Genomic DNA, 24947 nt, shown 5'->3' with positions numbered 1-24947 from the left:
GGCCACCACCCCAAAGACACTAGGAAAGAGTGAACTTCGTGGAACACCCCAAACCCATCACCACCGAGCTGCAACGTGAAATCGACCAGATCTACGCCATCCAAATGCAAAACGTGACCAAAGATTTTGGCACCGTGCGCGGGCTCGATGGCGTAACTTCCGGGCTAAAACAAGGCGAAATCACCGTGTTACTTGGCCTTTCCGGTTCCGGAAAATCGACCCTGCTTCGCCACCTCAATGGACTGCATCAACCCACCAAGGGGCATGTCCGAGTCCTTGGCCAAGACCTAGCCGAGTTGAATAAGAAGGAGCTTCGTAACCTTCGGCGTGAAATCGGCATGGTCTTTCAAGACTTCAACCTCGTCGGGCCAATGTCGGTGCTAGAAAACGTGTGCGCTGGGCGCCTCGGCTCACTGCGCGGCCCGCGACTCACCCTCATGATGTACCCCAAGAGCCTGCGCAAAGAAGCATTAGAGCAGCTCGATCGCGTTGGGCTTGCAGATCGCGCCTTCCAGCGCGCCGATACCCTCTCCGGTGGGCAACGCCAGCGCGTAGCTATCGCTCGCTCCCTGCTGCAGCACCCAAAGATTTTGCTTGCCGACGAACCAGTGGCCTCATTGGATCCTGTGAGCTCACACCAGGTGATCGACCTGATTAAGCAGATCAGCCGCGAGGACAACCTCACCGTTGTTGCCTCTTTGCACCAGGTGCAGCTTGCCATTGACTTTGCCGACCGCATTATCGGTTTGCGCAGCGGAAAGATCGTGCTCGACCGTGAAACTCGCGGCCTGGATGCCACCACCGCATCTTCTATCTACTCCGCAGTCTCGGCCACGACGGAAGCCAAAGACCCACATTCCCGAGTGACGACGGGAGCGCGCTAATGGCCCCTGTGCTGGAAAAAGCCAGGCCCATACGGCCAAGTTCGCGCCCTACGCTGGCACCGAGCAACGTTATTGCCACCGCCGTCGTTGTGGCCTTCCTCGTAGCGGGGTTATGGTCCGTTCAGGATCTAGGGATCAATATCGCCGCCATTGCGCAATCAGCAGATAATGCCGTGGCATTCCTGGCCAGGATGTTCCCCCTCGACTTCCCTCCGGCCGCTGAGCTTGTTTCGATGGTGGCCGAAACCCTGGCGATTGTGTTTCTCGCTACCAGTTTGTCTGTAGTGCTTTCTATCCCCGTTGCCGTTGCCGCTGCCCAAGCAACATCGCGCAATCGCTTCTCACGCGGCGCTGCCAGAACGCTCATCGTGCTTGCCCGCGCGATCCCCGATCTTGTGCTCGCCATCTTCTTTTTAAGAGTGTTCGGGCTTGGTGCTACCGCCGGCATCCTTGCCATGGCGCTGCACTCCGTGGGCATGGTGGGCAAACTGTATGCCGACGCGATTGAAGATCTTCACGATGGCCCCAGGGAGGCCGCCGAAGTTGCAGGCGCCAGCCGTCGCCAACAGATCGTTGCCACCATCCCCCAGGCACTCCTGCCTCAAATCATCGCGACCGCACTGCACCGATTTGATATCAACCTTCGCACCTCGGTGCTGCTGGGCTATGTCGGTGTCGGTGGTATCGGACTTGCGATCTCAGAATCCTTAAGAGTGCTGGATTACCAGCGTGGCATGGCACTAGCCCTGGTGGTGCTAGGTCTATGTATCGTCACGGAACTGATTTCTGGCACCATTCGCCAAGCGCTGCTTGGCGGCCACTCCAGCGCATCGCGCCCAAAGACTTGGGTCGACCGTTTGTGGAGCCGCACCCGCGCCTCGGAGGCAGCAACCGATCTCCAGCGCATCAGCCCTCCTTGGAACATCGACCGCGTGCGACGTTTCCTCGCTGCGGCATTGATCCTGCTGATCTTCTTCGCCTCCGTGGCCAAGGTGGATCTCAGCCCACGTGCCTTGTGGGAAGGCCTGATCTCCCTGCCGGAAACCCTGGCACTGTTCTTCCCGCCAAGCGATGGCGGCATCGGCAGTAGCGTATTCGAGCAGCTTTTGCTCACCTTCCAGATCTCGCTGGCCGCCACTGTCCTCGGCGCTCTTCTTGCCGTGCCGATCGGCGTGCTGGCAGCGCGCAACGTGGTATCCAACCGCGCTATCAGCGGCTTCTTCCGCCTGATCATCGTCGGCGTTCGCGGCATCCCGGAGCTCATCCTTGCCATCATCTTCGTGGTGGTCACCGGTTTAGGTTCTGTGGCTGGCACCCTCGCGCTGGCACTCGGGGCGGTGGGCTTATTATCCAAGCTCATCGCTGACTCCTTGGAGGAAACGGATATCCGCGTCCAAGAAGCCACCCGTGCAACAGGAGCCACGGAGGTTCAAATCTTCTTCTCCACCACCCTGCGCCAAGCATTGCCAGCATTTTTTGCCCACGTGTTCTACCTGCTCGATACCAACTTCCGTGCAGCAACGCTGTTGGGCGTGATCGGAGCCGGCGGCATCGGGTTCCAGCTACTCAACGCCGCGCGAGTGAATCAATTTGATGTTGTGACCTACATTGTGGGGCTGATTCTTATTGTGGTCCTCGCTATCGAGGCACTCGCGATGTGGATGCGCAAGACTGTTCGCTAGGAAGCAACAGTGCTGAACGTGAACAGCAATACAAGCATGAAAGGAACATTCCATGACTGACACACTCACCACCCCCATCCAGCTTGCGGTATTCGATCTAGCGGGCACCACCATTGATGATCGCGACGAGGTGTATCGCGTGCTGCGTGCATCCGTCGAGCGCGAAGGTGCACAGTTTTCGGATGAGGAATTTCAACAGTGGATGGGCACCGAGAAGCAGTGGGCCATTCGCAATCTGCTCACCATCGGCGGCATCGAAGCCAGCGATGAACGAGTCAAGGCTTGCTTCCAGTGGTTCCGCGAGGAACTCGGACGCGTCTACCGCGAGGAGCCGCCGACACCGATGCCGGAGATCATCCAAGCATTTCGCAGCTTGCGCACCAAGGGCATCAAAGTGGGGCTGACCACCGGGTTCTCCCGGGACATCACCGATATCATCCTTGATGCGCTGCAGTGGACGAGCGGTAGCGGCGAAGACGCCGTGGTGGATACGAGCGTTGCCGGCGATGAAGTGCCCAATGGTCGCCCCGCCCCCGACATGATCCAGGCAGTTATGCGGGCAACAGGTATTGATAACCCCGACGCCGTGATCTCCCTCGGCGACACGGTCGTGGATATTCAGGCAGCCAAGGCCGCAAAGGTCCACTCCGCCGGGGTGCTCACAGGCCACCTATCCGCCGAGGATTTCGCCGCTGAGCAGGCAACATTCATCTTGGACAAGGCCGCCGATGTGGTGGATGTGCTCCCCGCCCAAGACTCCGCGCAGGCCTAGGCCACTTGCGTCTTTGTAGCTTGTCGACGATCAGGCGGCACACATCCCATGACAGATAACACCCAACTGCGCGACTCAACGAGCAGCGCGCTGGCGATGGTCTGGCGCGGAGGCAGCACCTTTGAGCCCACCTCGATGCCGATCCCTGCGCTGCTTCCCGGCGAAAGCCTGGTCAGGATCTCAACGAGCACCATCTGCCAATCAGACCGCCACACCGTCAGCGGGAGGCGCCAATCCCCCTGCCCATCGGTACTAGGCCACGAAGGGGTAGGCCGGATCATTGCCAGCAACAATGGCAAAGACCTGCACGGTGCAGCACTTTTGGCAGGTGATCGGGTGGTGTGGTCGGTGATTGCTGCCTGTGGTGAATGCGAGCGCTGCACACAGGGGCTGCAAGCGAAGTGCCACCACGTACAGAAGGTAGGCCACGAGCCCACCACATCCTCCTGGGCATTATCTGGAACCTATGCCAGCCACATCATTCTTCGCCCTGGTCAAGGTGTGCTCAAGATCGAAGAGGACTTACCCGATCCCATCGCCGCCACCGCCGGCTGCGCGGCGGCAACGGTGATTGCTGCCTTCGATGCGGTGGGGTGCAAAACACTTAACCACCCCAGCCTTGCCGGGAAAAGCGTACTGATCCAAGGCGTAGGCATGTTGGGGTTATATGCAGTACAAGCAGCACAGCTTTTCGGCGCCGACACCGTCATCGCGGCAGACCCGAACCCCACTCGCCTCGCACTGGCTCGTCGCTGGGGTGCCACAACCCGCGAGGCTGAACACCAGGACTCGTGCGTGGATATCGCACTCGATTTTTCCGGTGCACCTCAGGCAGTGGAATCAGCTATCCAATCACTCGATATCGGTGGCACAGCAGTACTGGTAGGAAGCGTGTTCCCAACACCGCCTATCGCCGTAGATCCGCAGTGGCTGGTTCGTGGGTGGCGCAGCATTACCGGAGTACACAATTACGAGCCACACCACCTTGGGCCTGCGGTGGATCTTCTCTCTCACTGCGCCAAGCACCAACCTTGGGAGGGCGTCTTTGGTACTACCACCGCGCTGCGCGAAATATCAGCATGCTTTGACACAGCCCACGGGGCTGCGCAGCAGCAAAGCCAAGACCACCGCCCCCTGCGTAACATGATCGATTGCCGCTAGACGCGTAGCGTGCAACCACAGCGACCCGCCCCACGTGATGTGGGGCGGGTTTCGTCGTCGACAAGCTTAGAAAGCCTGCCAGGTGGGCTTATTTTCCAATGCGTAGTTGTAGTACTGGGTGTGCTTGAGCCCGGCGGCCGCAGCCTCATCCACGATCACCGTGACGTGCTCATGCATCTGCAAGGCCGAAGCGGGGCACATCGCCGAAACCGGGCCTTCCACCATCGCCGCGATGGCCTCTGCTTTATTTTCACCGAACGCCAAGAGCAGCAGGTGGCCTGCCTCGCCGATGGTGCCAATACCCTGGGTCATCACATGGTGTGGCACCTTCGACTCATCATCGTCGAAGAAGCGGGCGTTATCGCGCACGGTATCGGGGTGCAAGGTCTTGATGCGAGTGCGGCTTTGCAAGGAACTCGTGGGCTCATTAAAACCAATGTGCCCATCCGAACCGATGCCCAAGATCTGGATATCAACGCCACCGGCTTCGCCAATCGAGCGGTCATAGGCTCGTGCGGCCTCACCGGGGTGCTCAGCAGTGCCATCAGGGCTATGCACCTGGGCATCGCCAATATCAATATGAGCGGTAAATTCCCGCCGAATCGTCTGATAGTAGGTCTGCTCATGGCTGCGCGGAAGACCCACGTACTCATCCAAAAGGAAGGCCTGGCAATCACGGAAGCTCAAATCCTGCTCGCGGTGGCGGCGAATCAGCTCCTGATAGGTGCCTAGCGGCGTGGAGCCTGTGGCAAGCCCCAGCGTTTTCCCTTCACGGGCATAGCCTTCGACGATATCCGCTGCGATCCGGGCAGCTTCATCTTTGTGCTGAACAATGACGATTTCCATAACCTCTTGGCTCCTTTAAATTCTCGGCTTTTATCTTGGGTCTGGCGGGTTATCCGGTGGGGTGCTGGGGTTGTTCGAGGTGTTGTTCCGGCGCGCGTACCGACTCGGGTTGTTGTTCCGGCGCGCGTACCGACTGGCCCTTGCTCAAGACCTCACGGACCTCAAAGTCAGGTGAACACACCACAATATCTGCCGGGTTACCCACCTTGAGCCCACTTGGCAGGCCCAAAAGCTCATGGCCTGTGGTGGCTGCGCGCACCACCGACTCCAATGAGTGCCCATAGGCCACCTGCCTTCGGACTTGGTCGATGATGCGCGAGGTGCCTCCAGCAATCGCGCCGGCCGCGCCGTCTTCGGTGCGCAAACGCGCCACACCATCACGGACTTGCACCGCAAGCGCGCCCAACATGTAATCGCCATCAGCTTTTCCTGCTGCCCCCATGGCATCGGAGACAAAGGTGATGTGATCAGGGCCTAGCGTCTCCATGAGCATGGCTACGGTGTGATCACTTAAATGCACCCCGTCGGCGATCAATTCCACTGCAGCAACGCCGCGGCCGGCGGCCTCGATCATGGCAGCGGCAACGCCTGGGTTGCGGTGATGCAGTGGGGGCATCGCATTGAAAAGGTGCGTGGCGGTAATCGTTGCGCCGGCCGTGTGGGCATAGTCAATCGCCCGAGCCGCCTGCTCAAAATCGGCATCCGAATGGCCGAAGGACACGATCACGTTGTGCTCAGCACAGGCATGAACCAGGGCTTCAATATTGGCGGTTTCAGGCGCCAAGGTAATGGAACGCAAATGCCCCTTCGAGGCTTTGAGCATCTTGGCAAAAAGCTCGGGATCACCTTCGATGATCGCATCGGGGTCTTGGGCGCCGCAGCGGCAGGCATTCACAAATGGCCCTTCGGCATGGATACCGGCGATCAGGCCTTCTTGGGCAAGCTCCGCCAGAAGGCTCAGTTGCGGCAACAGCACCGGCTCCTTCATGGAGACGGTGGAGGCCAACAAGGTGGTGGTGCCGTGCGCGCGGTGGTGCCGTGCGGCTTTGGCGCAGCCTTCGAGATCCGATGTTGGGAAAGATTCCCCGGCGCCGCCGTGATTATGGACATCGGCAAAGCCAGGCAAGATGAATTGCTCGCTTTTCGACGCAACCTCCCCACCACGCTGGGGATTTGCAGCATCCGCTACGTTGCTTGCTTCCTGGCGATTGATCTCTGTGATCACACCATCACGAATAGTGACTTCGCCTTCTAGCAGCCCATCGGGGCAAAGGATTGTGCCGCGAAGTTTGAGTGGTTCATTGTGCTCGGAAGTGTGCATTATGCACCTGCCTGAGCTGCGAACTGCTGGGTGATCCAGGCGGTATCAGTGATGGCGGTACCGACGATGATGGCGTCGGCACCGGCGGCTTTGCCCTCCGCTACCTGCGAGGGGGTGTGGAAACGTCCTTCTCCAATGAGGAATACGGATTCGCCGGGGCATTCACGTTCTAATAACGCGCGGATCTCGCGGATCAACTCCAAATCCGGCCCGCTGGTTTTTTCGCGGTGCTCGGTGTAGCCGGCCAGCGTGGTGGAAATCAGATCAGCCCCAGCTTTGTGGGCAGCCAGCGCCTCTTCTGCGGTGGCAATATCTGCCATTGCCAGTGCCCCGCATTCGTGGGCGGCCGCTACTTGTTGGCCAAATGTGGCGCCGTCTTGCCTGGGGCGATCGGTGGCGTCGATAGCCACAACGTCGGCACCTGCCTGTGCCACCGCCTTCACGCTTTCGACGCTGGGGGTGATGTACACGCCCGTGTCGCCTTCTTTAGTCAGGCCGATCACGGGAACCGACACCGAGGCGCGCACCGCTTGAATATCTTCGACGCCGCCATAGCCACCGCAACGAATGGCTGTTGCACCGCCTGCTTCTGCCGCCTTGGCCAACATGGCAATGGTGGGGGTGTGGCGTAGCACGTGCCCATCGGGGGCTTGGGCAGAGACGATGAGTGAATCGCGAACTTGTTCAAAGAATGCTTCGGCGTTCATGCTGATTCCTTATAGCTTGTTTCTTTAGCTTCGAGCGGTTGATCGTTGTGGTTCATGCTTGGACACTGCGAGCACCCAGGGCTGCAGCGCCGATGATTGGTGCGTCGGTGCCAAGTTGTGCCTGGTGGACGGGGATGGTGTTGCTTGGTGCAATGCCGCCACTTCTAAATCCGCGGATGAAGGGATCAAGAATTGGGGCACCGATATTGCCCACTCCCCCGCCGAGTACGAGCACTTCGACGTCGATGGCGGCGACGAAGCCGCTGATTGCCTGGCCGAGGGCGTGTAGGTGGGTATCGATTACTTCATAGGCCTGAGCATCGCCGCTGTGGTAGCGGCGCATCACCTGGCGTAGGTCGAGTCCGTGTTCACCTGTGCGCTGCGCATAGGCTTGTTCCAGGCCGGGGCCTGCGGCAAGGGCTTCGATGGTGGTTGCCTGGCCGTTGGGCAATCGCCCTAGCAGGCAACGCAGTTCCCCGGCGGTGTAGTGCGGGGAGGCTAAGAGGTTGCCATCTCTTAGGATCGCCCCGCCGACACCTGTGCCGAGGCTAAGAAAGAGCGCGCTTTGATAGCCGCGCCCAGCACCATAGAGGGCTTCTCCAAGGCCCATGACGCGCACATCGTTGTGGACGGCAACTGCAATGTCTGGGAATGCCGCTGCCACCGCATCGCGGATATTGGTTCCGGCCCAGGTGGGCATGGTGGGCCCTGCAGCAACGACGGTGCCGGCAACGGGGTCAATCACTCCGGGCGCTCCGATGCCGATGCTAGAAATTGGGGCGTCATACTCGGCGATCAGTTCAGCAATGCATGCGATGACCTGATCAATAACCTGCTCTTTGGGCGTTGGGGCCTTGACATGGCGCACAACGGTGGTGGGCTGTTCAGCGACGATACCTCCGGCTATTTTCGTGCCGCCGATATCGATTCCAATTGCATGCATGGACTCTCCTTGGGGTTGAGCGCCTGGCCACCGCAACGCAGGTGAGGGTGCGTAGGTGTTGATACGCAGGTGTAGTTAGCCGCGGGCTTGGGCACGTTTCTTTTCAATCACCCTGCGTAGTGGCCCATAGTGCTCGGTGATGAGTTCGCGATACCGTGCTGGGTCGCCATCGTGGAGGGCATCGAGGATCTTGGCGTGGGCTTTGACCGTATCTTCCACATCTTCTGGATCGCTCAAGCCAAGCACCGGCACGACTCGGGTGTGGATCTCCCAAAAGGCCAGGCTCATCTCGCGCATCAAAGGATTGGAAAGGTGATTGGTGAGTTCTTCATGGAACTCAAAATCTTCCCGGGCGAAGGATTCACCATCGGCAAAACGCTGCGCCATGGCCTCGACGATGCCGCGCAGTTTCTCCATCGGCTGGCCCTGGTAGTAGCGCGCGAGCTCCTCAGCATTGGCCATATCGAGGGCAACGCGCATATCCACCACATGCGAGAGGTTTTCTAGCGCCAATTCCTCGTTGAGGGTCAAGCGGAGCACCATGCCATTGACCAGCGGGGCGAGCGACATATTGCCCACATAGGAGCCGTGACCGTGGCGAGTTTCCACCACGTCCAAGCTGGCGAGGGTGCGCATGGCTTCGCGCACTGAGGATCGTGAGACGCCGAGCATTTCGCACAGCGCAGCCTCGGAGGGCAACACGTCACCTGGGGTGAGGTTCTGATCGCGGATGAGCTCCTCGATGGCAATTACCGTGGGGTTGCGCGAGGGAAGCGTGGTGCCAACATAGCTAGTATTTTGGCCTGCACTATGGCTTGGCGTTGCCGCTTTGGGTGCATAGTTACGCGCCTGCCGCGTCCGGCCTTGCACGCTTTGATCCTCTCGCGGTGCATTGTGAGGCATCGTTACTCCTTGAAAAGCTGCGCTTCGGTGTCACCCTCAGTAGTGCAGGTTTTTTGCCTCGATATTGCGGTGCGAGTAGAGCTTTCGATCCCCTTCGGCACTGAAGTGATTGAGCGTCGTTCTTGTTCAATCACCTTGCATCCGGTTCTTCGAGGCTGAGCCACACACCTCAATACTTGAGCATCACTACTGCAAGACGGCATATTCTTTGGTTTTTCTACTCACAATCTTAACACAAGCCCTTTCACTTGTCAGACGTCTGATGTACCCTGGAATCACGAAGATCACATCAGGGCTCACGATGTGTTCTAGCCGACTTTTGCTATCGGCACTGAGCAGTCTCAGCCACACTCGGTGCGAGACGCACAGTGCGAAGCGTTGAAAGGATCCTCATGGAATTTTTCCAAGGTCGCCAGTACTCAAGGCGAGACTTTTTCAAACTCTCAGCCACCATCGCCTCCTCTGCAGCCCTCGCTGGAGCACTCGGAGCCTGCGCACCAAAAGATCGAGTCACCCTCGGCAATCTCCCCACCGCCAGCCCGGAGGACATCAACCCCAACGGCACCATCGACGCAGCCATCTCCTATGAACTCGGCACCAATGGCTACGACCCGATGACCACCACATCAGCCCTCACCATCGCAGCCAACTGGCACACCCTCGAAGGGCTCACCGAAATCGACCCGGCCAGCGGCGAAGTCTACGCAGCACTGGCAAGCGTGATGCCCGAAGGTGATAGCACCAACGTCAAGGTGGACCTACGCAAAGGTGCTCGCTTCCACAACGGCCAAGCAGTGAGCGCCGAAGACGTGGCCTACTCCTTCCAGCGCGTACTCAACCCGGATAATAAGTCCCTCTACGCAAGCTTCATCCCCTTCATCGAATCGGTCACCCCAAGTGGACCAACCTCGGTCACGATCCAATTAAGCAAGGCAGTCAATCTGCTTCCCGAACGCCTCTCCGTGGTCAAGATCGTGCCCAAGAATCTGGTGGAGGAAGATCCCGAGGGCTTCGACGCCAACCCTGTTGGCACCGGTCCTTTCAAGATGACCGATAACGGTGGCACCTCCAAGGCCGTGCGCTTCGAGCGCAATGATGATTACAACGGCCCGCGTCCGGCACGAGCCAAGCACATGGTCTGGCAGGTCATCCCCGATGCCTCGACGCGTTCCAACGCCATCCAATCCGAATCGGTACAAGCCATCGACTCGGTGCCCTACCTTTCTATTACCCAGCTCAAGGCCACCAGCAAAGTGGAATCCGTGCAGGGCTTCGGTTTGTTATTCGCCATGTTTAACAACGACCCCTCAAACCCCTTCCACGATCTGCGCAATCGGCAGGCATTCCTCTACGCGATTGATATGGACAAGGTCATTGAGGTGGCGATGCTGGATCAAGCCACCAAGCCCACGTCGTTCTTGCAAAAAGATCACCCCAATTATCATCGCGCCTCCACGGTGTATGACCACGACGTAGAGCGGGCTCGCAAGCTCTTCCAAGACAGTGGATTGCGTTCTCTCAGAATGCTGTGCACCGACCACGATTGGGTAAAAAAGTGCACCCCGCTGATTGCCCAGTCGCTCAAAGATACTGGCGTTGAGGTCGACTTCATTGAAAAGAAGTCCTCCGATGTGTACAACACCATCGACGGCAAACCCGATGCCTACGACGTCGTGATTGCCCCAGGCGATCCCAGCGTCTTTGGTAATGACCCAGATCTGCTCATGCGCTGGTGGTACTCGGGAGATACGTGGACCGAATCGCGTATGCACTGGAAAGGCCAGCCCTCCTACACCAAGATGCAGCAGCTACTCGATAGCGCCTTATACACCCAAGACGCCAAGGAGCAGCAGCAACGGTGGAATCAGTGCTTTGATCTGCTGAGCGAAGAAGTGCCGCTCTACCCGCTGTTCCACCGCAAGACACCCACGGCTTGGAACCCCGGCACGCTTGTCAATTTTGAGCCGATTTCGCTGACCGGCCTGCGATTCCTGGATGTGGGCTCTACGCAATAACCAGCACCAGCACAGTCACCACTGCACCAGCATCCCAAGCTCGCCCCCTTAACTTTCGGGAGAACCACAATGTCCAACCTCCTTCGTCTCATAGGAAGAAGGCTCCTCGCGCTACCCGTGATGATCCTGGGCGTGACATTCCTCGTCTTTTTCATCATGTCATTCAGCCCAGCCGACCCGGCGCGCCTCGCCCTCGGCGAAGCCGCCTCCATGGATGCGCTCGAAGAATATCGAGAGTCCCACGGTCTTAATGACCCGCTCCTCGTGCGCTACGGCCGATTTTTGGTAGATATGCTCCACGGCGATCTCGGCACCACCACCGGCAACACCCCGGTCACCGAGGTCATCGCCAAGGCCTTCCCCATCACGCTGCAACTTACCTTCTTAGGCCTGATCATCGCCGCCGTGCTGTCGCTCGTATTCGGCGTGCTCGCTGCTTTGTATCGCGACCGTTGGCCAGATCAGGTCATCCGCGTCGTATCGATCGCCGCCCTGGCAACCCCTTCGTTCTGGTTGGCTATTTTGCTGATCCAGTGGGTCGGCGCGGTGCCTGGTGGTTGGGGATTTTTCCCAGCACTGATTACCAAGTGGGTGCCTTTTAGCCAGGATCCGGGCACGTACATCAACAACATGTTCCTTCCTGCCTTCGCCCTCGCCGTACCCGTGGCGGGTTCGCTTACCCGCGTGGTGCGCACGGCCATGGTGGAAGAACTGGATAAGGATTATGTTCGTACCGCCATCGGCTCAGGTGTGCCCAAGGTGGAAGTCATCTCCAGAAACGTCTTGCGCAATGCACTTATCACCCCAATCACGGTGCTGGGCTTGCGCGTTGGCTACCTCATGGGTGGCGCGGTGATCATCGAGATCATCTTCAATATCCAGGCGATGGGTCAGCTCATTCTCGACGGTGTCACTCGTAATGACGTCTTCCTCGTCCAAGGCGTCACGCTCACAGTGGCCATCGCCTTCATCGTTATCAACATCATCGTGGACATGCTCTACGTCCTCGTCAATCCGCGCATCAGGAGCATCTAATGCGACGTTCATTGACCAATACACTCGAACAACGCGCCGGCCAGCGCTTCAGCGGCCTCCGCAACCTGCCGCGCGCCTCAAAGATCGCCCTCGGCTTTTTAATTGCCATTGCACTTCTTGCCATCTTTGCCCCCATCATTGCCCAATTCAGCCCGCTAGAATCCACCAAGCCCGTGCAGTCGCCTTCTGCTACTCACTGGTTTGGTACCGACGCCATCGGCCGCGATATTTTCGCCCGCGTTGCCTATGGTGCTCGTTCCTCGTTGATTATCGGCTTGCTCGCTACTGGCGTGGCGTTGCTGGCGGCCGCGGTATTAGGTTCCATCGCCGCCACCGCTGGCAAGGCCGTATCCGAGGTGCTGATGCGCGCCTTGGACATCATTATGAGCTTCCCCGGCATCGCCTTGGCAGCGGTATTCGTCGCGGTATTCGGCAATTCTTTGCCGGTATTGGTGCTGGCCATCGGCTTTTTGTACGTCCCGCAGCTTTCCCGTGTGGTTCGCGCAAATATCCTGGCTGAGTTTGGTGAGGATTACGTCTCTGCCGCCAAGGTGATGGGTGCTCGGGTCCCCCATATCTTGATCAAGCATGTTGCCCGCAATACGGTCGCACCCATTGCCGTGTTCGCCACGGTGCTCGTGGCAGACGCCATCGTTTTCGAGGCTTCGCTTTCCTTTATTAACGCCGGTGTGAAGCCGCCGAATCCTTCCTGGGGCAATATCCTCGCCGACGGCAAGCAGCTCCTTCTTTCCGGCGCTTGGTGGCCCACCTTCTTCCCAGGCCTGATGATCCTGCTGACGGTGCTTGCGCTCAATATTCTTTCTGAAGGTCTTACCGATGCGATGGCATCTCCCACCATCAAGCGCACCGCAGCCACCACCGATGGCGAGCAGGTGGCTACCAAAAACACCCTTGGCCAGGTATCCGAAGATGAGGCCCGGGCATCGCTGAATAGCTCTTTGGCCAAGCTGCGCAGTGCAGAGCTTGCCGACGACCGCCGCTTGCATTACACCCGCAATGAAGCTCCGATTCTGCAAGTAAAAGACCTCAGCATCGCATTCCCCGACGCCCACGGTGATGTCAATATTGTTGATCGCGTCAGCTTCGATGTCGCCCCTGGCCAAACCATGGGCTTGGTGGGTGAATCTGGCTGCGGTAAGTCTTTGATCTCCATGGCGATCATGGGGCTTTTGCCTCAAAATGCCCGGATTGAAGGCGAAATCCTCTTCGATGGCAAGAACCTTTTGGAGCTTTCCGCCGAGCAGCGTAATCAACTCCGCGGCCACGACATGGCCATGATTTACCAAGATGCTTTGAGCTCATTAAACCCATCGATGTTGATTAAGTCCCAGCTCAATCAGCTCATTCGTCGCGGCGGTAAGCGCAGCGCCGAGGAATTGCTCGAACTGGTGGGCTTAGATCCCAAGCGCACGCTCAAGAGCTACCCGCATGAGCTTTCCGGTGGCCAGCGCCAGCGCGTGCTCATCGCCATGGCGCTCACACGCAACCCTCGTTTGCTCATCGCAGATGAACCCACCACAGCGCTCGACGTGACGGTGCAGCACCAGGTGGTTGATCTACTCAATGAGCTGCGTGAACAGCTTGGCTTCTCCATGATCTTCGTCAGCCACGATCTTGCACTTGTGGCCAAGCTCGCCCACAAGATCACTGTGATGTACGCCGGCCAGGTAGTCGAACAGGGCAAGACCCGCGACGTGCTGGCGAACCCTCAACACGAGTACACCCGCGGCCTATTAGGCGCTGTGCTTTCCATCGAGTCTGGCGCAAAGCGCCTGTACCAAGTACCCGGCACAGTGCCGAGCCCACGGGAATTTGTTCACGGCGATCGCTTTGCTCCTCGCTCCCAATTCCACAACATTGGCGTCGACGAGCGCCCAACCCTCAGGCCGGTGGATCTCGAAGACGGTCACACCTTCGCCGCCACCGATGCCCTACTTGCCGCCCGCGGTTCGGAAGGAGTAACCCAATGAGCCAGCCATTAGCTCAAACCCGGAAGCCACCAACGCTCGAGCTTAAAGACGTCAATGTGGTGCATAAAACCCGTACCGGCAAGCTCTTTCGACCCGATACGGTGCACGCCAATAAGAACATCAACTTCGTGGCGCGACGCGGCGAAGTAGTCGGCATTGTGGGCGAATCCGGTTGCGGAAAATCAACCCTGGCAAGGGTCATGGTGGGACTGCAAAAACCCACCAGCGGCGAGGTGCTCTTTCGAGGTGCCACACTGAATCACCGCGGTGCGCAGCGCAAAGAGCTCGGGCGGGCGGTATCGATGGTCTTCCAGGATCCCGCCACCGCGCTCAACCCAAGAATGAGCGTGAAAGAACAACTCATTGATCCGCTCAAGGTCCACGGCATTGGCAACGATGCCTCCAGGCTCAAGCGTGTACGCACGCTGCTAGACCTGGTGGGCCTGCCACAATCCGCACTCGATGTACTGCCCAGGCAGATCTCCGGCGGCCAACGCCAGCGCGTGGCCATCGCCCGTGCGCTTGCCTTGGAGCCCGATCTGATCATCGCCGATGAGCCAACCTCCGCACTCGATGTATCCGTGCGCGCCCAGGTTTTGAATTTGCTCACTGACCTGCGCAAGGAATTAGGGCTCGGCCTGGTGTTTATCTCTCACGACATCAATACCGTGCGCTATGTATCGGATCGGATGTGCGTGATGCTTGCCGGTGAAATCATCGAAGAACAACCCACCGAAGACCTCTTTGCCAAGCCCAAGCAGGATTACACCGCAACCCTGCTCGCCGCTACTCCCTCACTGCTCTGAAAGGACAAATCATGAAGATCACGAAGGGCATCATCCCTCCCCTGCTTACTCCCCTCCACGTCGATCGCAGCATCGACTTCGGCTCCCTTGAAAAGCTGGTGGATAAACTCATCACCGCTGGCGTCGACGGCATTTTTGCCCTCGGGTCCTCGGGCGAGGTTGCCTTTTTAAGCGATGAAGATCGCGGCGCTGTGCTTCGCGCAGTGGTCAAGCAGGTTGATGGCCGAGTACCGGTGTATGCCGGTGTGATTGATATGCAGGTAAACCGGGTGCTTCAGCATGTTCGCCAAGCGGAACAAGCTGGTGTGGATGCCGTTGTGGCCACAGCGCCCTTCTACGCAATTTCAGGGCCGATGGAAGTAGAGGCGCACTTCCGCGCCATTGCCCAAGCCACCTCCCTGCCGGTGCTGGCCTATGACATTCCCGTGTGCGTGCACACCAAGCTCATCCCCGAAATGCTGGTGCAGCTCGGCCGCGAAGGTGTGCTTGCAGGTGTGAAGGATTCTTCCGGTGACGACGTATCCTTCCGCCGCTTGGTGGCGCTCAACCGTGCCGCGGGCTCGCCCTTAGTGTTGCTCACCGGGCACGAGGCCGTGGTTGATGGGGCATTTCTTGCCGGCGCCGATGGTTGCGTGCCAGGACTAGGCAATGTGGATCCCGATGGTTATGTACGCATGTGGAAGGCCGCTCAGGAAAGCCAGTGGGATACCGTTCGCCGCGAGCAAGATCGCTTGGCAGCGCTGTTCGAGATCGTATTCCAGCCCATTGCCAAGGTTGGCCCGGCCGCAGGTGTGGGCTCTTTTAAGACTGCGCTTGAGCTGATGGGCGTCTTCGAATCCAACTTAATGTCTGTTCCCCTGGCACCGATCGACGATGCCCCCTCCCGCGAAGCGATTGCGAGCATCTTGAAAGCCGCTGATTTGCTTTAGCTTTTCGACGGCTCCGCCCCAACCCCACAGCGGTTTCGCAAAGGGTTGGGGCGTTTTTGCCTGAGGGGTCATGGTTTCATAGACCGGGGCCCCTAAACAGACCTTTTAAGCATTTCCCCGAACACACTAAGAAGCTGGTTCCAGTGCCTTTTTCTGCAGTTTGCGAGCACGGAATAACAAGACAATGAAGGTTCCATAGCCTACGAGTGCGGCCACACCCATGGTCATGTAATTGACCGTTAGATTGGACGGCGAGGCATTCCACAGGAAGTGGCAGAAGAAACCGAGGAAAACGAAGCCCAATGCCACGGCCCAGCGCCACTTCGTTGATTTGTCACGGCTGAACAACCCAAGGCCAATGCCCCAGCCAGCAATGCCCGTAAAGATTGCGTGCAGCATGGGTCCTGCAACCGTGCGGGCGAGCCAAACCTTGCTCACACCGACTGCATCCGAGATGGGGTTGAGTATCCCACCAGTTACTCCATAACCAATATTTTCAATGACGACGAAGCCCAATCCCACGAAAGCACCTACAGCGAGTCCATGCCACTGACGCTTGAGGGCGGGAATGCACAGAAGAATCAGGAGGGTTCCTACTCCTTTACCGATTTCCTCCGGCCATGCACCTGCAAGCGACACAGTGAAGATTGGAAGTCCAAGTTGTTCAAAAAGATTGGTGACGCCATCACCTGAGATCATGACGAATCCCATGCTCGCCCCAGCACCCCACCAAAAGGCGATGGGCAACCATACCCAGGGCTTGGGTGGAAGGATCTTCATGAGAACGAAAATGAGCAGCAAGACAGCTACATAAGCCGCCGAGAAGGCGAGTCCGATCCACAATCCGACTGGGCTGACGTTGTAATTTCCAAACAGATTAAGCGCAATGACGCCAGTACCCAAGATCAGTCCGATGGCAAGGAGAATGACAAAGGGGACGGGTTTAGATGATGTACTGGTCACTGAGCACTCGCTTTCTCAAGAGTCTGAACGATCTGATGTCCCATCTGTGGACTACCGGTAACAATCGCTACGATTGTCTGATCCTTACGGGTCAAGGACGCTCCCGTGATCTGCTGCCCCTCGGAAAGACCGTACTTTCCGATATTTTTGGCTTGCTCTGAATCCAAAGTGATGACACGGACGTTTCCGGTCTGATGCGGAGTTTCCGTTGGAAGATCAGAGTTAGCGACAGCACGAGTGAGTCGCTGCAACGCTAGATCAGGATTGTCCGTTGTCTCTATCACGGAAGTTGCCACCTCATCCCCACCGCAGTCGTAGGTTTTGATGAGTTTCAGCGGCACTTCCTGGCACACCACGCCGCTGACGGGTATGTTCCATTCACCGTCTGAGGGGTCTCCGAGTTTGAGTTCCTCTTTTTCAACGGTCTCGTGAACCGGTGGCAAAGCATTAGACAACACGTTGGGGAGCGCCATGAGCGCGGCGATTGAGACGACAAGAACTATCGCCCACAGCCACGGCTTGCGTGGGGTGGGCTTATCAACCTGCATAGTGACATTCCCTCCGGTGCGGGGTGGCGACTGAGGTACATGACTCACGGGGCTGTGGCCTTCCTTTTTCTTAAGGGCGTTTACGCAAAAGTAGCTTACAGTACAGATGTACACTAAACCGAATTTGCCGGCCCTAATCCCTTTGCCGATGCCTACTACCCGGCATTTCCATGTGTTCTAACGCTTTCCACGAAAGGCAACCGCATGTGCGCAAGTAATCTCCAACACATCAACGACAAGGGATACCTCCGGCTATTCGTAAACCCGCTGCTTGTTTCTTTTGTCGTATTCGCCATCATCCCCGGGATCTTCGCCGCACTCTTTGGACTCGTCCTCCCCTACGACGAGAACCACCTCGTCAACCTCCCCTCAGCGGCAGCTATGTGAGCTTCCCTCATCGGCGGTGGTTATCTCATGATTTATTCATCCAAGCTGTCATGGGAGTGATTGGGATTTAACAAAGGCCGCCCCTAAGCGATGTCTTCGTAGGGATCGGGCTCGGCATCGGCCTTCTTGCCATCGTCGCGGTAATCATCCGAGCATTAGGTGCCACCACATGGAGCTGGGTATTGGGCCAGTCCGCGATCGGCGCAATCCTTGGGGCGCTCATTTTCTTCACTGCCCAGGGCACATGGGAGCAGCTCATTTACCGCGGCTACCTCATGCCTTTCTTCTCCAAACTATGGAACGGGAAAGTCTCCATCATCACCACCAGCCTCATGTTCGCCACAGGTCACGCACTCAATCCCGGCATGTCGGCGATGCCTGTTATCAACCGCATCATCTTCGGTTTCGTATTTGCCCTGCTCTACTATCCAAGCGGAAGCTTGTGGCTCGTTGGTACCGCGCACGCAGCTTGGAACTTCAGCCAAGGCTTCGTTTCCGGAGTGGAAGCTTCAGGAAACGAGCCCCAGGGGCCCTTCCTCGAATCGACTCCAGTCGAGGGACGAGAGCTCTTCTCCGGCGGGACGTTGGGCTTTGAAGGTTCCATCGTCACCTCGATCGCGGGCGTGCTCATCATTTTCGCTCTTACCTGGGGTTGGGCGTGTATCTCAAAGAAGCGTGCAACGAACGCACGCTAATGCGCAGTGAATGGCCTGAGGTTCTGCTGCGGTACACTAGCGGGGTGCCAAGGGAGAGATTGCCGCGAGATCCAGAACGCCGCAAGAAGTCTATAATCGAGGCAGCAGCAAAGTTAGCCATTCTTCACGGACCTTATAACGTCACCCACCGCATGATCGCCGCCGAGGCTGGAGTGAGCCTTGGTTCCACCACGGCCTACTTTGCTTCCCTTAATAACCTCATGACCGAGGCTTTCCAGTGGCTTTCCGAGGTATTTGATCGCGACATCTCTGCCATGTTGCAGGAAATGAGGGAATCCGGCACGCCCGAAGTCGTACTCGCCCGGGTGTTAACCAGGGGTGTCGAGGATAGATTCCGCGCTCGTGGACAAATGATGTTCGTCCTCCAAAGCATCGACAATCCAGCTATGCAGAAGGTGTCGAATGTTTGGTTCGACGCGATTGAGAACGTCATGCGCGAATTCACCAGCCCGGTAGCTGCCCGCGCCATCGCCATCTACTGCGACGGCTTCCTCGTCCAGGTAGCTCGCTCCGGCAACTACCCCACAGAGAAAGAAATCATCACAGCCTTCCGCGCGCTCATGTCAGGCGCCTAGAGGTTCCCGAATCCTTTCCGAATCGGCACTCGGGAGTCCGCCCCATAGCAAAGTCCAGCAACGGCCAGGTTGTACCACTGCCTCCGGCAGACACTCCTCTGTTTTTGAACCTTTCCACAGCGGTTCTGCAAAAAGTTGGGGCGTTTTTCGCCTGAGGAGTTCTCACTCAATCAGATCGGCTGTCATTCCCGCAGTTTCAAGTGCATGTCGAGAAACATACCGTTGCTTCCGTGTAAACGCGCTGCCATTTCCATTCTGTTGATGAGGAATTGGTTGGTCCAACATTCGGCGACCAGAAGGAGCGTCAGGGGATGTACCTTCTTTTGTGAGAAGAAATACTTGATACTTCCCCTCAGTGCATTCTGATTGCTCCAGCTCAAGGGCCTTTTTGATAAGATGCCCAATTCGCTTGTCGTATCTGCATTGACTGCGACGGAGCCGATCAGCCTCATCTTCGCTCCGCACCACGTTGTCGAGCCGATGCACGATCGATGGAACCTCAGTCTTGGTTTCCTTATCTGCGTCGAAGCCGAAAGTTTTTTACATTCTGAAATCCTCTTCCGGGTTGGCAGATGTACGCGCCCAGCTCCAAATATTCCGGCCACGCCGATTTTGCCGCAACTGTCACAGTGTTCTTAGAGTCTGCAGTTTTTGGTCGCTGCGAATAGATTTCTTCCACTCGAGACTGCTGTTGGATCCACCCATCTCTTTATCCATAGAAGAAGCCACTCGGAATATCCTCTTTGTTTGCTAAAGAGCATCAACATTCAATATTGAATCGTGATGAGCAAGCCTGTTTCGAAGCAAGCAGCGGAAAGCCGAGTAGACCATACATAAAGGTCAGATAGGTGCTGAGCTTGGGTTCGGTGTTCCGGCAAAACCTGTCGGAAATCTCTCCGCGCGTGCCGGAGAAAACCAGGATTCAAAAGCTTCGCGATCCATCAATCAGCACCTCCACGGTTGACTCTAGAAATCTCCCTACATACATTGAGGGACGTACGGCCCAGTGTCGCCTCTGCCCTTAGGGGTATGCGCCTGGGTCTTTGAACTTTCAACGAGGCCCCAACCTAGCAACGCATTGGCGAAGGTTGGTGCGTTCTTGTGCTTAGAAAGTAGAGCCTGCAGATGGGCTTGGTTTGCTCCATGTCGACTTGAGCAGATCCCATTGTTCCCAGCTGAACTCCGGGGTGCGGGAAAGCACGAAGCCGGAAAGGCGATCGGGGTCGCCAACGATGGCAAGCGAGTAATCCTTGGCAACGTAGGAGATGCGATAGTTCACCGGATTATTCGGATCCTGGAAATGGCGCATCTGTGAAATTCACTCGTAGCGACGCTGAACAGCGCACAGTCGCGGTACCTTCAATTCCCGAAGGCGCGCCCTAAGGAGTGACACAAGAATTCTTCACCGAGATTTCACTCGGTGCGGTCACCGCAGCAACCTGATACGGTCTACCGGACTAGCGGTCGAGATCGACAGCCTGATTCACCTCGGGAAGTTCATTGCTGGAGCCCAGTCCGCGGCCAACGATTTGCGAGGAACCGCCGGTAATGGGGACGGCGGCGAAAAATATCTTGGGTGTTTGCGCTCTGAGCCGAGGCACCAGCGGCGCAGAAATGCAGCAGGCTTGTGGGCGCGTCGGGCAGTTTTGCGAAAGCTGCAAAAGCCTGCGGCAACACTGTGGAGCTGCGAACACTAATGGGCTCGCCCGCTCACCCCACTCAACCCGCCACCAGCGCGAAACATAGGAAACGCCCCGCTTGAGCGGGGCGTTTGGCGTCGAAAAGCTAAGGCTACTTGGCTACAGGTTCTCGGTTTCCTAGGCGAACCTTCTTCACCTCGCGCGCTTGCTCCACATCTGAATCCTTGAATCCAAAGAGGTAGGTCAGTGTGAAGGAGACTGCCAGTGCTACACCGGAGGCGATGAGGAAGCCCCAGAAGCTGAAGTCCAGGCCGTCGGGGTTCACAAAGGACGTGAAGCCGATGAGCGAGCCGGTAAAGCCCCACATGTTCACGTTGAACAGGCCGGTGAGCAAGCCGCCGGCGGCACCACCGATGGAGGCCATGATGAAGGTGCGACCGTACTTCAGGTTCAGACCGTACATAGCAGGCTCGGTCACACCACAGAACGCGGAGATGGTGGCAGGACCTGCCAGGCCTTTGATCTTCTGAATCTTGGACTTGACCAAGATGGCCAGGGCTGCGCCACCCTGAGCAACCATCGTGGCGGAGATGATGGCGTTGAGGTAGGAGTGGCCGGTGTTGGCGATGTCTTGAGCCACCAGCGGGATCACGGCCCAGTGCAGGCCGAAGATCACGAGCACCTGGTAGAAGCCACCGATGAACAGACCAGAGATGGTTGGCGAAAGGTCGTAGAGCCATTGAATTGCGTTGGCAATACCACCGGAGATGAGCATGACCACCGGGCCGAGCACCAAGAGGATGGCCAGGGAAACGATCACTACTTCAAGCAGTGGCACGAAGATCATGCGGACGGTGTTCGGCACAATGCGCTTGAGCCAAGGTTCCACCTTGGAGGCCACCCAGGCAGCCACGATGATCGGGAAGATCGAGTAGGAGTAGCTGGCGATGTTGATGGGCAGGCCGAAGAAGTCACCGTTAAGCGGCACGGAGAGGAAGTCGCGGGAGGCTTCCTGGCCGGAGAGATCCACGATGGATGGGTGGGTGAGCACACCACCGATAATGGCGACGATGATCGGATCTGCCCCTAGGCGTTTGGCTGCGGTGAAGCCGACAAAAATCGGCAGGAAGTAGAACACCGAGTCGCTCATGGCGTTGATGATCTGGAAGGTATTGGAATCCTGCGTCGTCACATTGAATGTGGTGAGCAGCGAAAGAATACCCTTGATAATGCCGGATGCGGCAAGCAGGCCAATGATCGGAATCATTGAGCCGGTGATCACACCGATCAGGGAGCTAAAGCCCTGCTTGACCCAACCGATCGCGGAGTCGGGCCGTGGCTTTTGTTCTACTGCTTCTTGCTCGCCTGCGGCTTTATCCTCGCCGAGTTGCTTGACGATGGCATCGTAGACATCTTCAACATCCGGGCCGATCACTACCTGATACTGTCCACCGGCTTTCACCACGTCGATAACGCCTTCGAGCTCGGCGACGGCGGCGTCGTTCGCCTTGGACTCATCGTGGAGGTAGAAACGCTCACGGGTGATGCAGTGCGTGACCGACTTGACGTTTTCTTTGCCACCAATGAGGTTCAGGATGTCCCAGGCTAGGGCGTCGAATCCGCTCAATTCGGCGGGGCGTTGCTGTGCTACTGCTTTGCCGGAGTCCTGCTTATCGGCCGCGGCAGCAGCGGCAGCACCTGCAGCACCGGCGGCGCCTGCTTCTGCAGCTGGCTTTGCTGCCCGAAGCGTGACCTCGACGGCAAGCTCGCCGGCATTGACCTGGTGCTCTTCCACCTCGATGGCTTCGAGCTTCTTTTTGGAGTTCGTCACCGCAACGATGATGGTGGTGTTCTTGCCGGCATCTTCGATGGCTTGGGTGTCCATGGTGCCGAAGACTTCGCCGGCCTCTACCTGCGCACCACGCTCAACATTCAGCGTGAAAGGCTTGCCTTCAAGCTCGACGGTGTCGATACCCAGGTGCACCAGAAGGTCGAGGCCTTCTTCGGTACGAATACCAATGGCGTGGCCGGTTTTTGCCACCATCGTGATCTTGCCGGCAACCGGGGTACGCATCTCTCCGGATGCAGGATTGGCTACGCCAAAGCCATCGCCTACGCCTTGAGAGGCAAAGACTTTATCGGGAACTTGACCAATCGGAATGATGGTGCCACTTGCTGGGCTCAGCAGCCGCACGGAGTGTTCGCTCATGAGGAATCTTTCTTCTTCGGAGGGGACTACTTGAGTAATGCGATGGTTTCATAAGCTCGCAGCGTCATTTTCGCCGCGGGCTTAGGGTCTGAATAGTTGTGCACAAGCAGGGTTGCATCGAGCATCGCTTCTGGCACCTCAACCTCGGCCTTATCGCCGGTGAGGTTGGCCAGCACCAAAAGGCGTTGCTGCTCATATTCACGCCAATAGGCAAAGACCTGCTCATGCTCAAGGGCATAGGGGGCATAGCTGCCTTCTGCAATGATCGGCATGCTGTGTCGCAGCTCGATCAGGCGTTGATAAAACGGCAGAATCTCGCCACTGGCTTGCTCGGCTTCAACGTTGATTTCATCTTGGCGGGTGGGCTCAAGCCAGGGTTGCACGCTGCTAAAGCCTACGTATTCGCTGCTATCCCATTGCATTGGGGTGCGGGAGTTATCGCGCGCTTTGGCGTGCACGATCTCGAAGGCAGCCTGCTCGCTGTGCCCTGCTTGCAGGAGTGCCTGGTAGGCGTTGCGGGCTTCTACATCCACGTATTGTTCGATGCTGGTGTAGCGAGGGTCGGTCATGCCGATTTCTTCACCCTGGTACACAAAGGGCGTGCCGCGAAGCAGGTGGATCACGCTAGCAAGCATGGTGGCCGTGTAAACGCGCAGTGGACCGGCGTCGCCGAAGCGGTCGATGGCACGTGGCTGGTCATGGTTATTCCAAAACAGGGCATTCCAGCCGCCGCCTTCTTGCATGCCGACAGCCCATTCGTTGAGGATCTTCTTCAACGCCACGATGTCTGCGGGAACCTTCGACCATTTTTGGCCTTGGTCATAATCCACTTTGAGGTGGTGGAAGTTAAACACCATATTCAATTCGTGGTTTTCGGGCTTGGAGTAGCCAATGCAGCGTTCGATGCTGGTAGAAGACATCTCCCCCACCGTGACGGCATCGGCGTCTTGGCCAAAGCTTCGGCGGTTGAGTTCCTGGAGGAAGCGGTCGACGTGCACGCCATCGGTGTACATCACGCGATCATCGACTCCAGCGGGTGCCGATTCGAGTTCGGGCTCTTTGCCGATGAGGTTGATGACGTCGAAGCGGAATCCTCGCACACCTTTTTCGCGCCAGAAATTCACAATATTGGCCGCTTCTTCGCGCACCTTTGGGTTATGCCAGTTCAGGTCGGCTTGGGTGGGGTCGAAGAGGTGGAGGTAGTACTTGCCGGTATCCCCAAAGGGAGCCCATGCTGGGCCGCCAAATTTCGATACCCAGTTCGTGGGTAATTCGCCTTCTGGGGCTTCGCGGATGATGTAGCAATCTTGGTATTCGCGTTCTCCGGCGAGTGCTCGCTGGAACCATTCATGTTCGGTGGAGGTGTGGTTGAGCACCATATCGAACATCACGCCGATGTTGTGTTGGTCGAGCGCCTGGATGAGTTCTTCCACATCGTCCATGGTGCCCATGGCTGGGTCCACTTCGTAGTAGTTGGCGATGTCGTAGCCATTATCGCGCCCGGGGGAAACGAAGAAGGGATTAAACCACACCATGTCGATGCCGAGGGAGGCGATATACGGCACTTTTTCAATAACGCCACGCAGGTCGCCTACCCCGTCGCCGTCGGAATCATAGAAGGACTTTGGGTAGATCTGGTAGATCACTTTCTCGCGAAAGCTCCTGGTCAAGGCGCTCATCTCCTAACGTTGCTTCCCCTTTTACTGCCCAGGGCGTATCCGGGGCAGGAGGCGTCGTTGGTTTTGTTCCGATAAGCCTAGCATTAGGTCACATCAACAACCCCTTGGCGAGTTGGGTCACATTAAACTATCGGGGTAGCAATCCCACAGGTATTGGGGTCACTGAGCAGTGAATAGCGTTCAAGAGCAGGGGTAAAAGGGTGGATTATGCGAGCGAATTTCTTCCAGAGCGTGA

At 57.5% G+C, this 24947-nt stretch carries 22 protein-coding genes; 12 read left to right on the top strand and 10 right to left on the bottom strand.

Annotated elements, in window-relative coordinates; translation table 11 throughout:
• Window positions 1–104: 104 nt before the first annotated feature.
• Genes phnC through IEU99_RS05225 form a run of 4 tightly spaced genes read left to right on the top strand, consistent with a single transcriptional unit; the run spans window position 105 to window position 4499 of the window.
• Window positions 105–884: a phosphonate ABC transporter ATP-binding protein gene (gene phnC / locus IEU99_RS05240; RefSeq protein WP_188358295.1), complete on the top strand. Its 780-nt coding sequence runs from the start codon at window positions 105–107 to the stop codon at window positions 882–884.
• Window positions 884–2566 (top strand): phosphonate ABC transporter, permease protein PhnE, encoded by a 1683-nt coding sequence (gene phnE / locus IEU99_RS05235; RefSeq protein WP_128890448.1) that lies wholly within the window; start codon window positions 884–886, stop codon window positions 2564–2566. Before phnC ends, phnE begins: the two co-directional genes overlap by 1 nt.
• A 52-nt stretch (window positions 2567–2618) precedes the next feature.
• On the top strand, window positions 2619–3338 hold the full coding sequence (locus IEU99_RS05230; protein WP_128890449.1) for an HAD family hydrolase: 720 nt from the start codon (window positions 2619–2621) through the stop codon (window positions 3336–3338).
• Between the two features lie 48 nt (window positions 3339–3386).
• Window positions 3387–4499, top strand: coding sequence for a zinc-binding dehydrogenase (locus IEU99_RS05225; protein WP_229718396.1), 1113 nt, complete (start codon window positions 3387–3389; stop codon window positions 4497–4499).
• 66 nt (window positions 4500–4565) lie between these two features.
• Here the strand turns inward: IEU99_RS05225 and nagB are convergent, their stop codons facing one another.
• The 5 genes from nagB to IEU99_RS05200 form a co-directional block, all read right to left on the bottom strand.
• The gene (nagB, locus tag IEU99_RS05220; RefSeq protein ID WP_128890450.1) at window positions 4566–5345 is read right to left on the bottom strand and encodes a glucosamine-6-phosphate deaminase; all 780 of its coding nucleotides are present in this window, start codon (window positions 5343–5345) and stop codon (window positions 4566–4568) included.
• Window positions 5346–5394: 49 nt separating this feature from the next.
• Entirely contained in the window at window positions 5395–6666 is a 1272-nt protein-coding gene (locus IEU99_RS05215; protein ID WP_128890451.1) for an amidohydrolase family protein, read from the bottom strand.
• On the bottom strand, window positions 6666–7373 hold the full coding sequence (locus IEU99_RS05210; RefSeq protein WP_128890452.1) for an N-acetylmannosamine-6-phosphate 2-epimerase: 708 nt from the start codon (window positions 7371–7373) through the stop codon (window positions 6666–6668). Before IEU99_RS05210 ends, IEU99_RS05215 begins: the two co-directional genes overlap by 1 nt.
• A 52-nt stretch (window positions 7374–7425) precedes the next feature.
• On the bottom strand, window positions 7426–8316 hold the full coding sequence (locus IEU99_RS05205) for an ROK family protein (RefSeq protein WP_128890453.1): 891 nt from the start codon (window positions 8314–8316) through the stop codon (window positions 7426–7428).
• A 75-nt stretch (window positions 8317–8391) separates the two neighbouring features.
• Entirely contained in the window at window positions 8392–9219 is an 828-nt protein-coding gene (locus tag IEU99_RS05200) for a FadR/GntR family transcriptional regulator (RefSeq protein ID WP_128890454.1), read from the bottom strand.
• Between the two features lie 392 nt (window positions 9220–9611).
• On the opposite strand from IEU99_RS05200, the gene IEU99_RS05195 reads away from it, so the two are divergent.
• The 5 genes from IEU99_RS05195 (at window position 9612) to IEU99_RS05175 (ending at window position 15995) form a co-directional block, all read left to right on the top strand.
• Entirely contained in the window at window positions 9612–11234 is a 1623-nt protein-coding gene (locus IEU99_RS05195; RefSeq protein WP_128890455.1) for an ABC transporter substrate-binding protein, read from the top strand.
• 69 nt (window positions 11235–11303) lie between these two features.
• Window positions 11304–12269, top strand: a complete 966-nt coding sequence (locus IEU99_RS05190; RefSeq protein WP_128890456.1) for an ABC transporter permease — start codon at window positions 11304–11306, stop codon at window positions 12267–12269.
• On the top strand, window positions 12269–14260 hold the full coding sequence (locus IEU99_RS05185; protein ID WP_128890457.1) for a dipeptide/oligopeptide/nickel ABC transporter permease/ATP-binding protein: 1992 nt from the start codon (window positions 12269–12271) through the stop codon (window positions 14258–14260). Before IEU99_RS05190 ends, IEU99_RS05185 begins: the two co-directional genes overlap by 1 nt.
• Window positions 14257–15066: an ABC transporter ATP-binding protein gene (locus tag IEU99_RS05180; protein WP_128890458.1), complete on the top strand. Its 810-nt coding sequence runs from the start codon at window positions 14257–14259 to the stop codon at window positions 15064–15066. The genes IEU99_RS05185 and IEU99_RS05180 overlap by 4 nt, the downstream gene beginning before the upstream one ends.
• Window positions 15067–15077: 11 nt before the next feature.
• Window positions 15078–15995, top strand: coding sequence for a dihydrodipicolinate synthase family protein (locus IEU99_RS05175; protein ID WP_128890459.1), 918 nt, complete (start codon window positions 15078–15080; stop codon window positions 15993–15995).
• Between the two features lie 126 nt (window positions 15996–16121).
• On the opposite strand, the gene IEU99_RS05170 is transcribed toward IEU99_RS05175, so the two are convergent.
• Complete coding sequence (locus IEU99_RS05170; RefSeq protein WP_128890460.1) at window positions 16122–16958, bottom strand: PrsW family intramembrane metalloprotease; 837 nt, start codon at window positions 16956–16958, stop codon at window positions 16122–16124.
• A complete protein-coding gene (locus IEU99_RS05165; RefSeq protein ID WP_128890461.1) occupies window positions 16955–17506 on the bottom strand; it encodes a hypothetical protein in 552 nt (183 codons plus the stop codon). Before IEU99_RS05165 ends, IEU99_RS05170 begins: the two co-directional genes overlap by 4 nt.
• A gap of 204 nt (window positions 17507–17710) precedes the next feature.
• On the opposite strand from IEU99_RS05165, the gene IEU99_RS05160 reads away from it, so the two are divergent.
• The 3 genes from IEU99_RS05160 to IEU99_RS05150 all read left to right on the top strand — a co-directional run bounded on the left by IEU99_RS05160 (window position 17711) and on the right by IEU99_RS05150 (window position 19184).
• The gene (locus tag IEU99_RS05160) at window positions 17711–17893 is read left to right on the top strand and encodes a hypothetical protein (protein ID WP_128890462.1); all 183 of its coding nucleotides are present in this window, start codon (window positions 17711–17713) and stop codon (window positions 17891–17893) included.
• Between the two features lie 182 nt (window positions 17894–18075).
• Window positions 18076–18588: a CPBP family intramembrane glutamic endopeptidase gene (locus IEU99_RS05155; RefSeq protein ID WP_164931190.1), complete on the top strand. Its 513-nt coding sequence runs from the start codon at window positions 18076–18078 to the stop codon at window positions 18586–18588.
• 44 nt (window positions 18589–18632) lie between these two features.
• Window positions 18633–19184, top strand: coding sequence for a TetR/AcrR family transcriptional regulator (locus IEU99_RS05150; RefSeq protein ID WP_164931191.1), 552 nt, complete (start codon window positions 18633–18635; stop codon window positions 19182–19184).
• Between the two features lie 1105 nt (window positions 19185–20289).
• Here IEU99_RS05150 and IEU99_RS10985 read toward each other — a convergent pair.
• The 3 genes from IEU99_RS10985 to treC form a co-directional block, all read right to left on the bottom strand.
• Entirely contained in the window at window positions 20290–20493 is a 204-nt protein-coding gene (locus tag IEU99_RS10985) for a lipocalin family protein (protein ID WP_229718395.1), read from the bottom strand.
• Window positions 20494–20975: 482 nt separating this feature from the next.
• Window positions 20976–23033: a PTS sugar transporter subunit IIABC gene (locus IEU99_RS05140; RefSeq protein WP_128890465.1), complete on the bottom strand. Its 2058-nt coding sequence runs from the start codon at window positions 23031–23033 to the stop codon at window positions 20976–20978.
• A 26-nt stretch (window positions 23034–23059) separates the two neighbouring features.
• The gene (gene treC / locus IEU99_RS05135) at window positions 23060–24712 is read right to left on the bottom strand and encodes an alpha,alpha-phosphotrehalase (RefSeq protein WP_128890466.1); all 1653 of its coding nucleotides are present in this window, start codon (window positions 24710–24712) and stop codon (window positions 23060–23062) included.
• Window positions 24713–24947 lie beyond the last annotated feature (235 nt).

Origin of the sequence: Corynebacterium pelargi (assembly GCF_014635485.1) — a bacterium.
Classification (GTDB): domain Bacteria; phylum Actinomycetota; class Actinomycetes; order Mycobacteriales; family Mycobacteriaceae; genus Corynebacterium; species Corynebacterium pelargi.
This window is presented reverse-complemented; position numbering and strand designations above follow the sequence as displayed.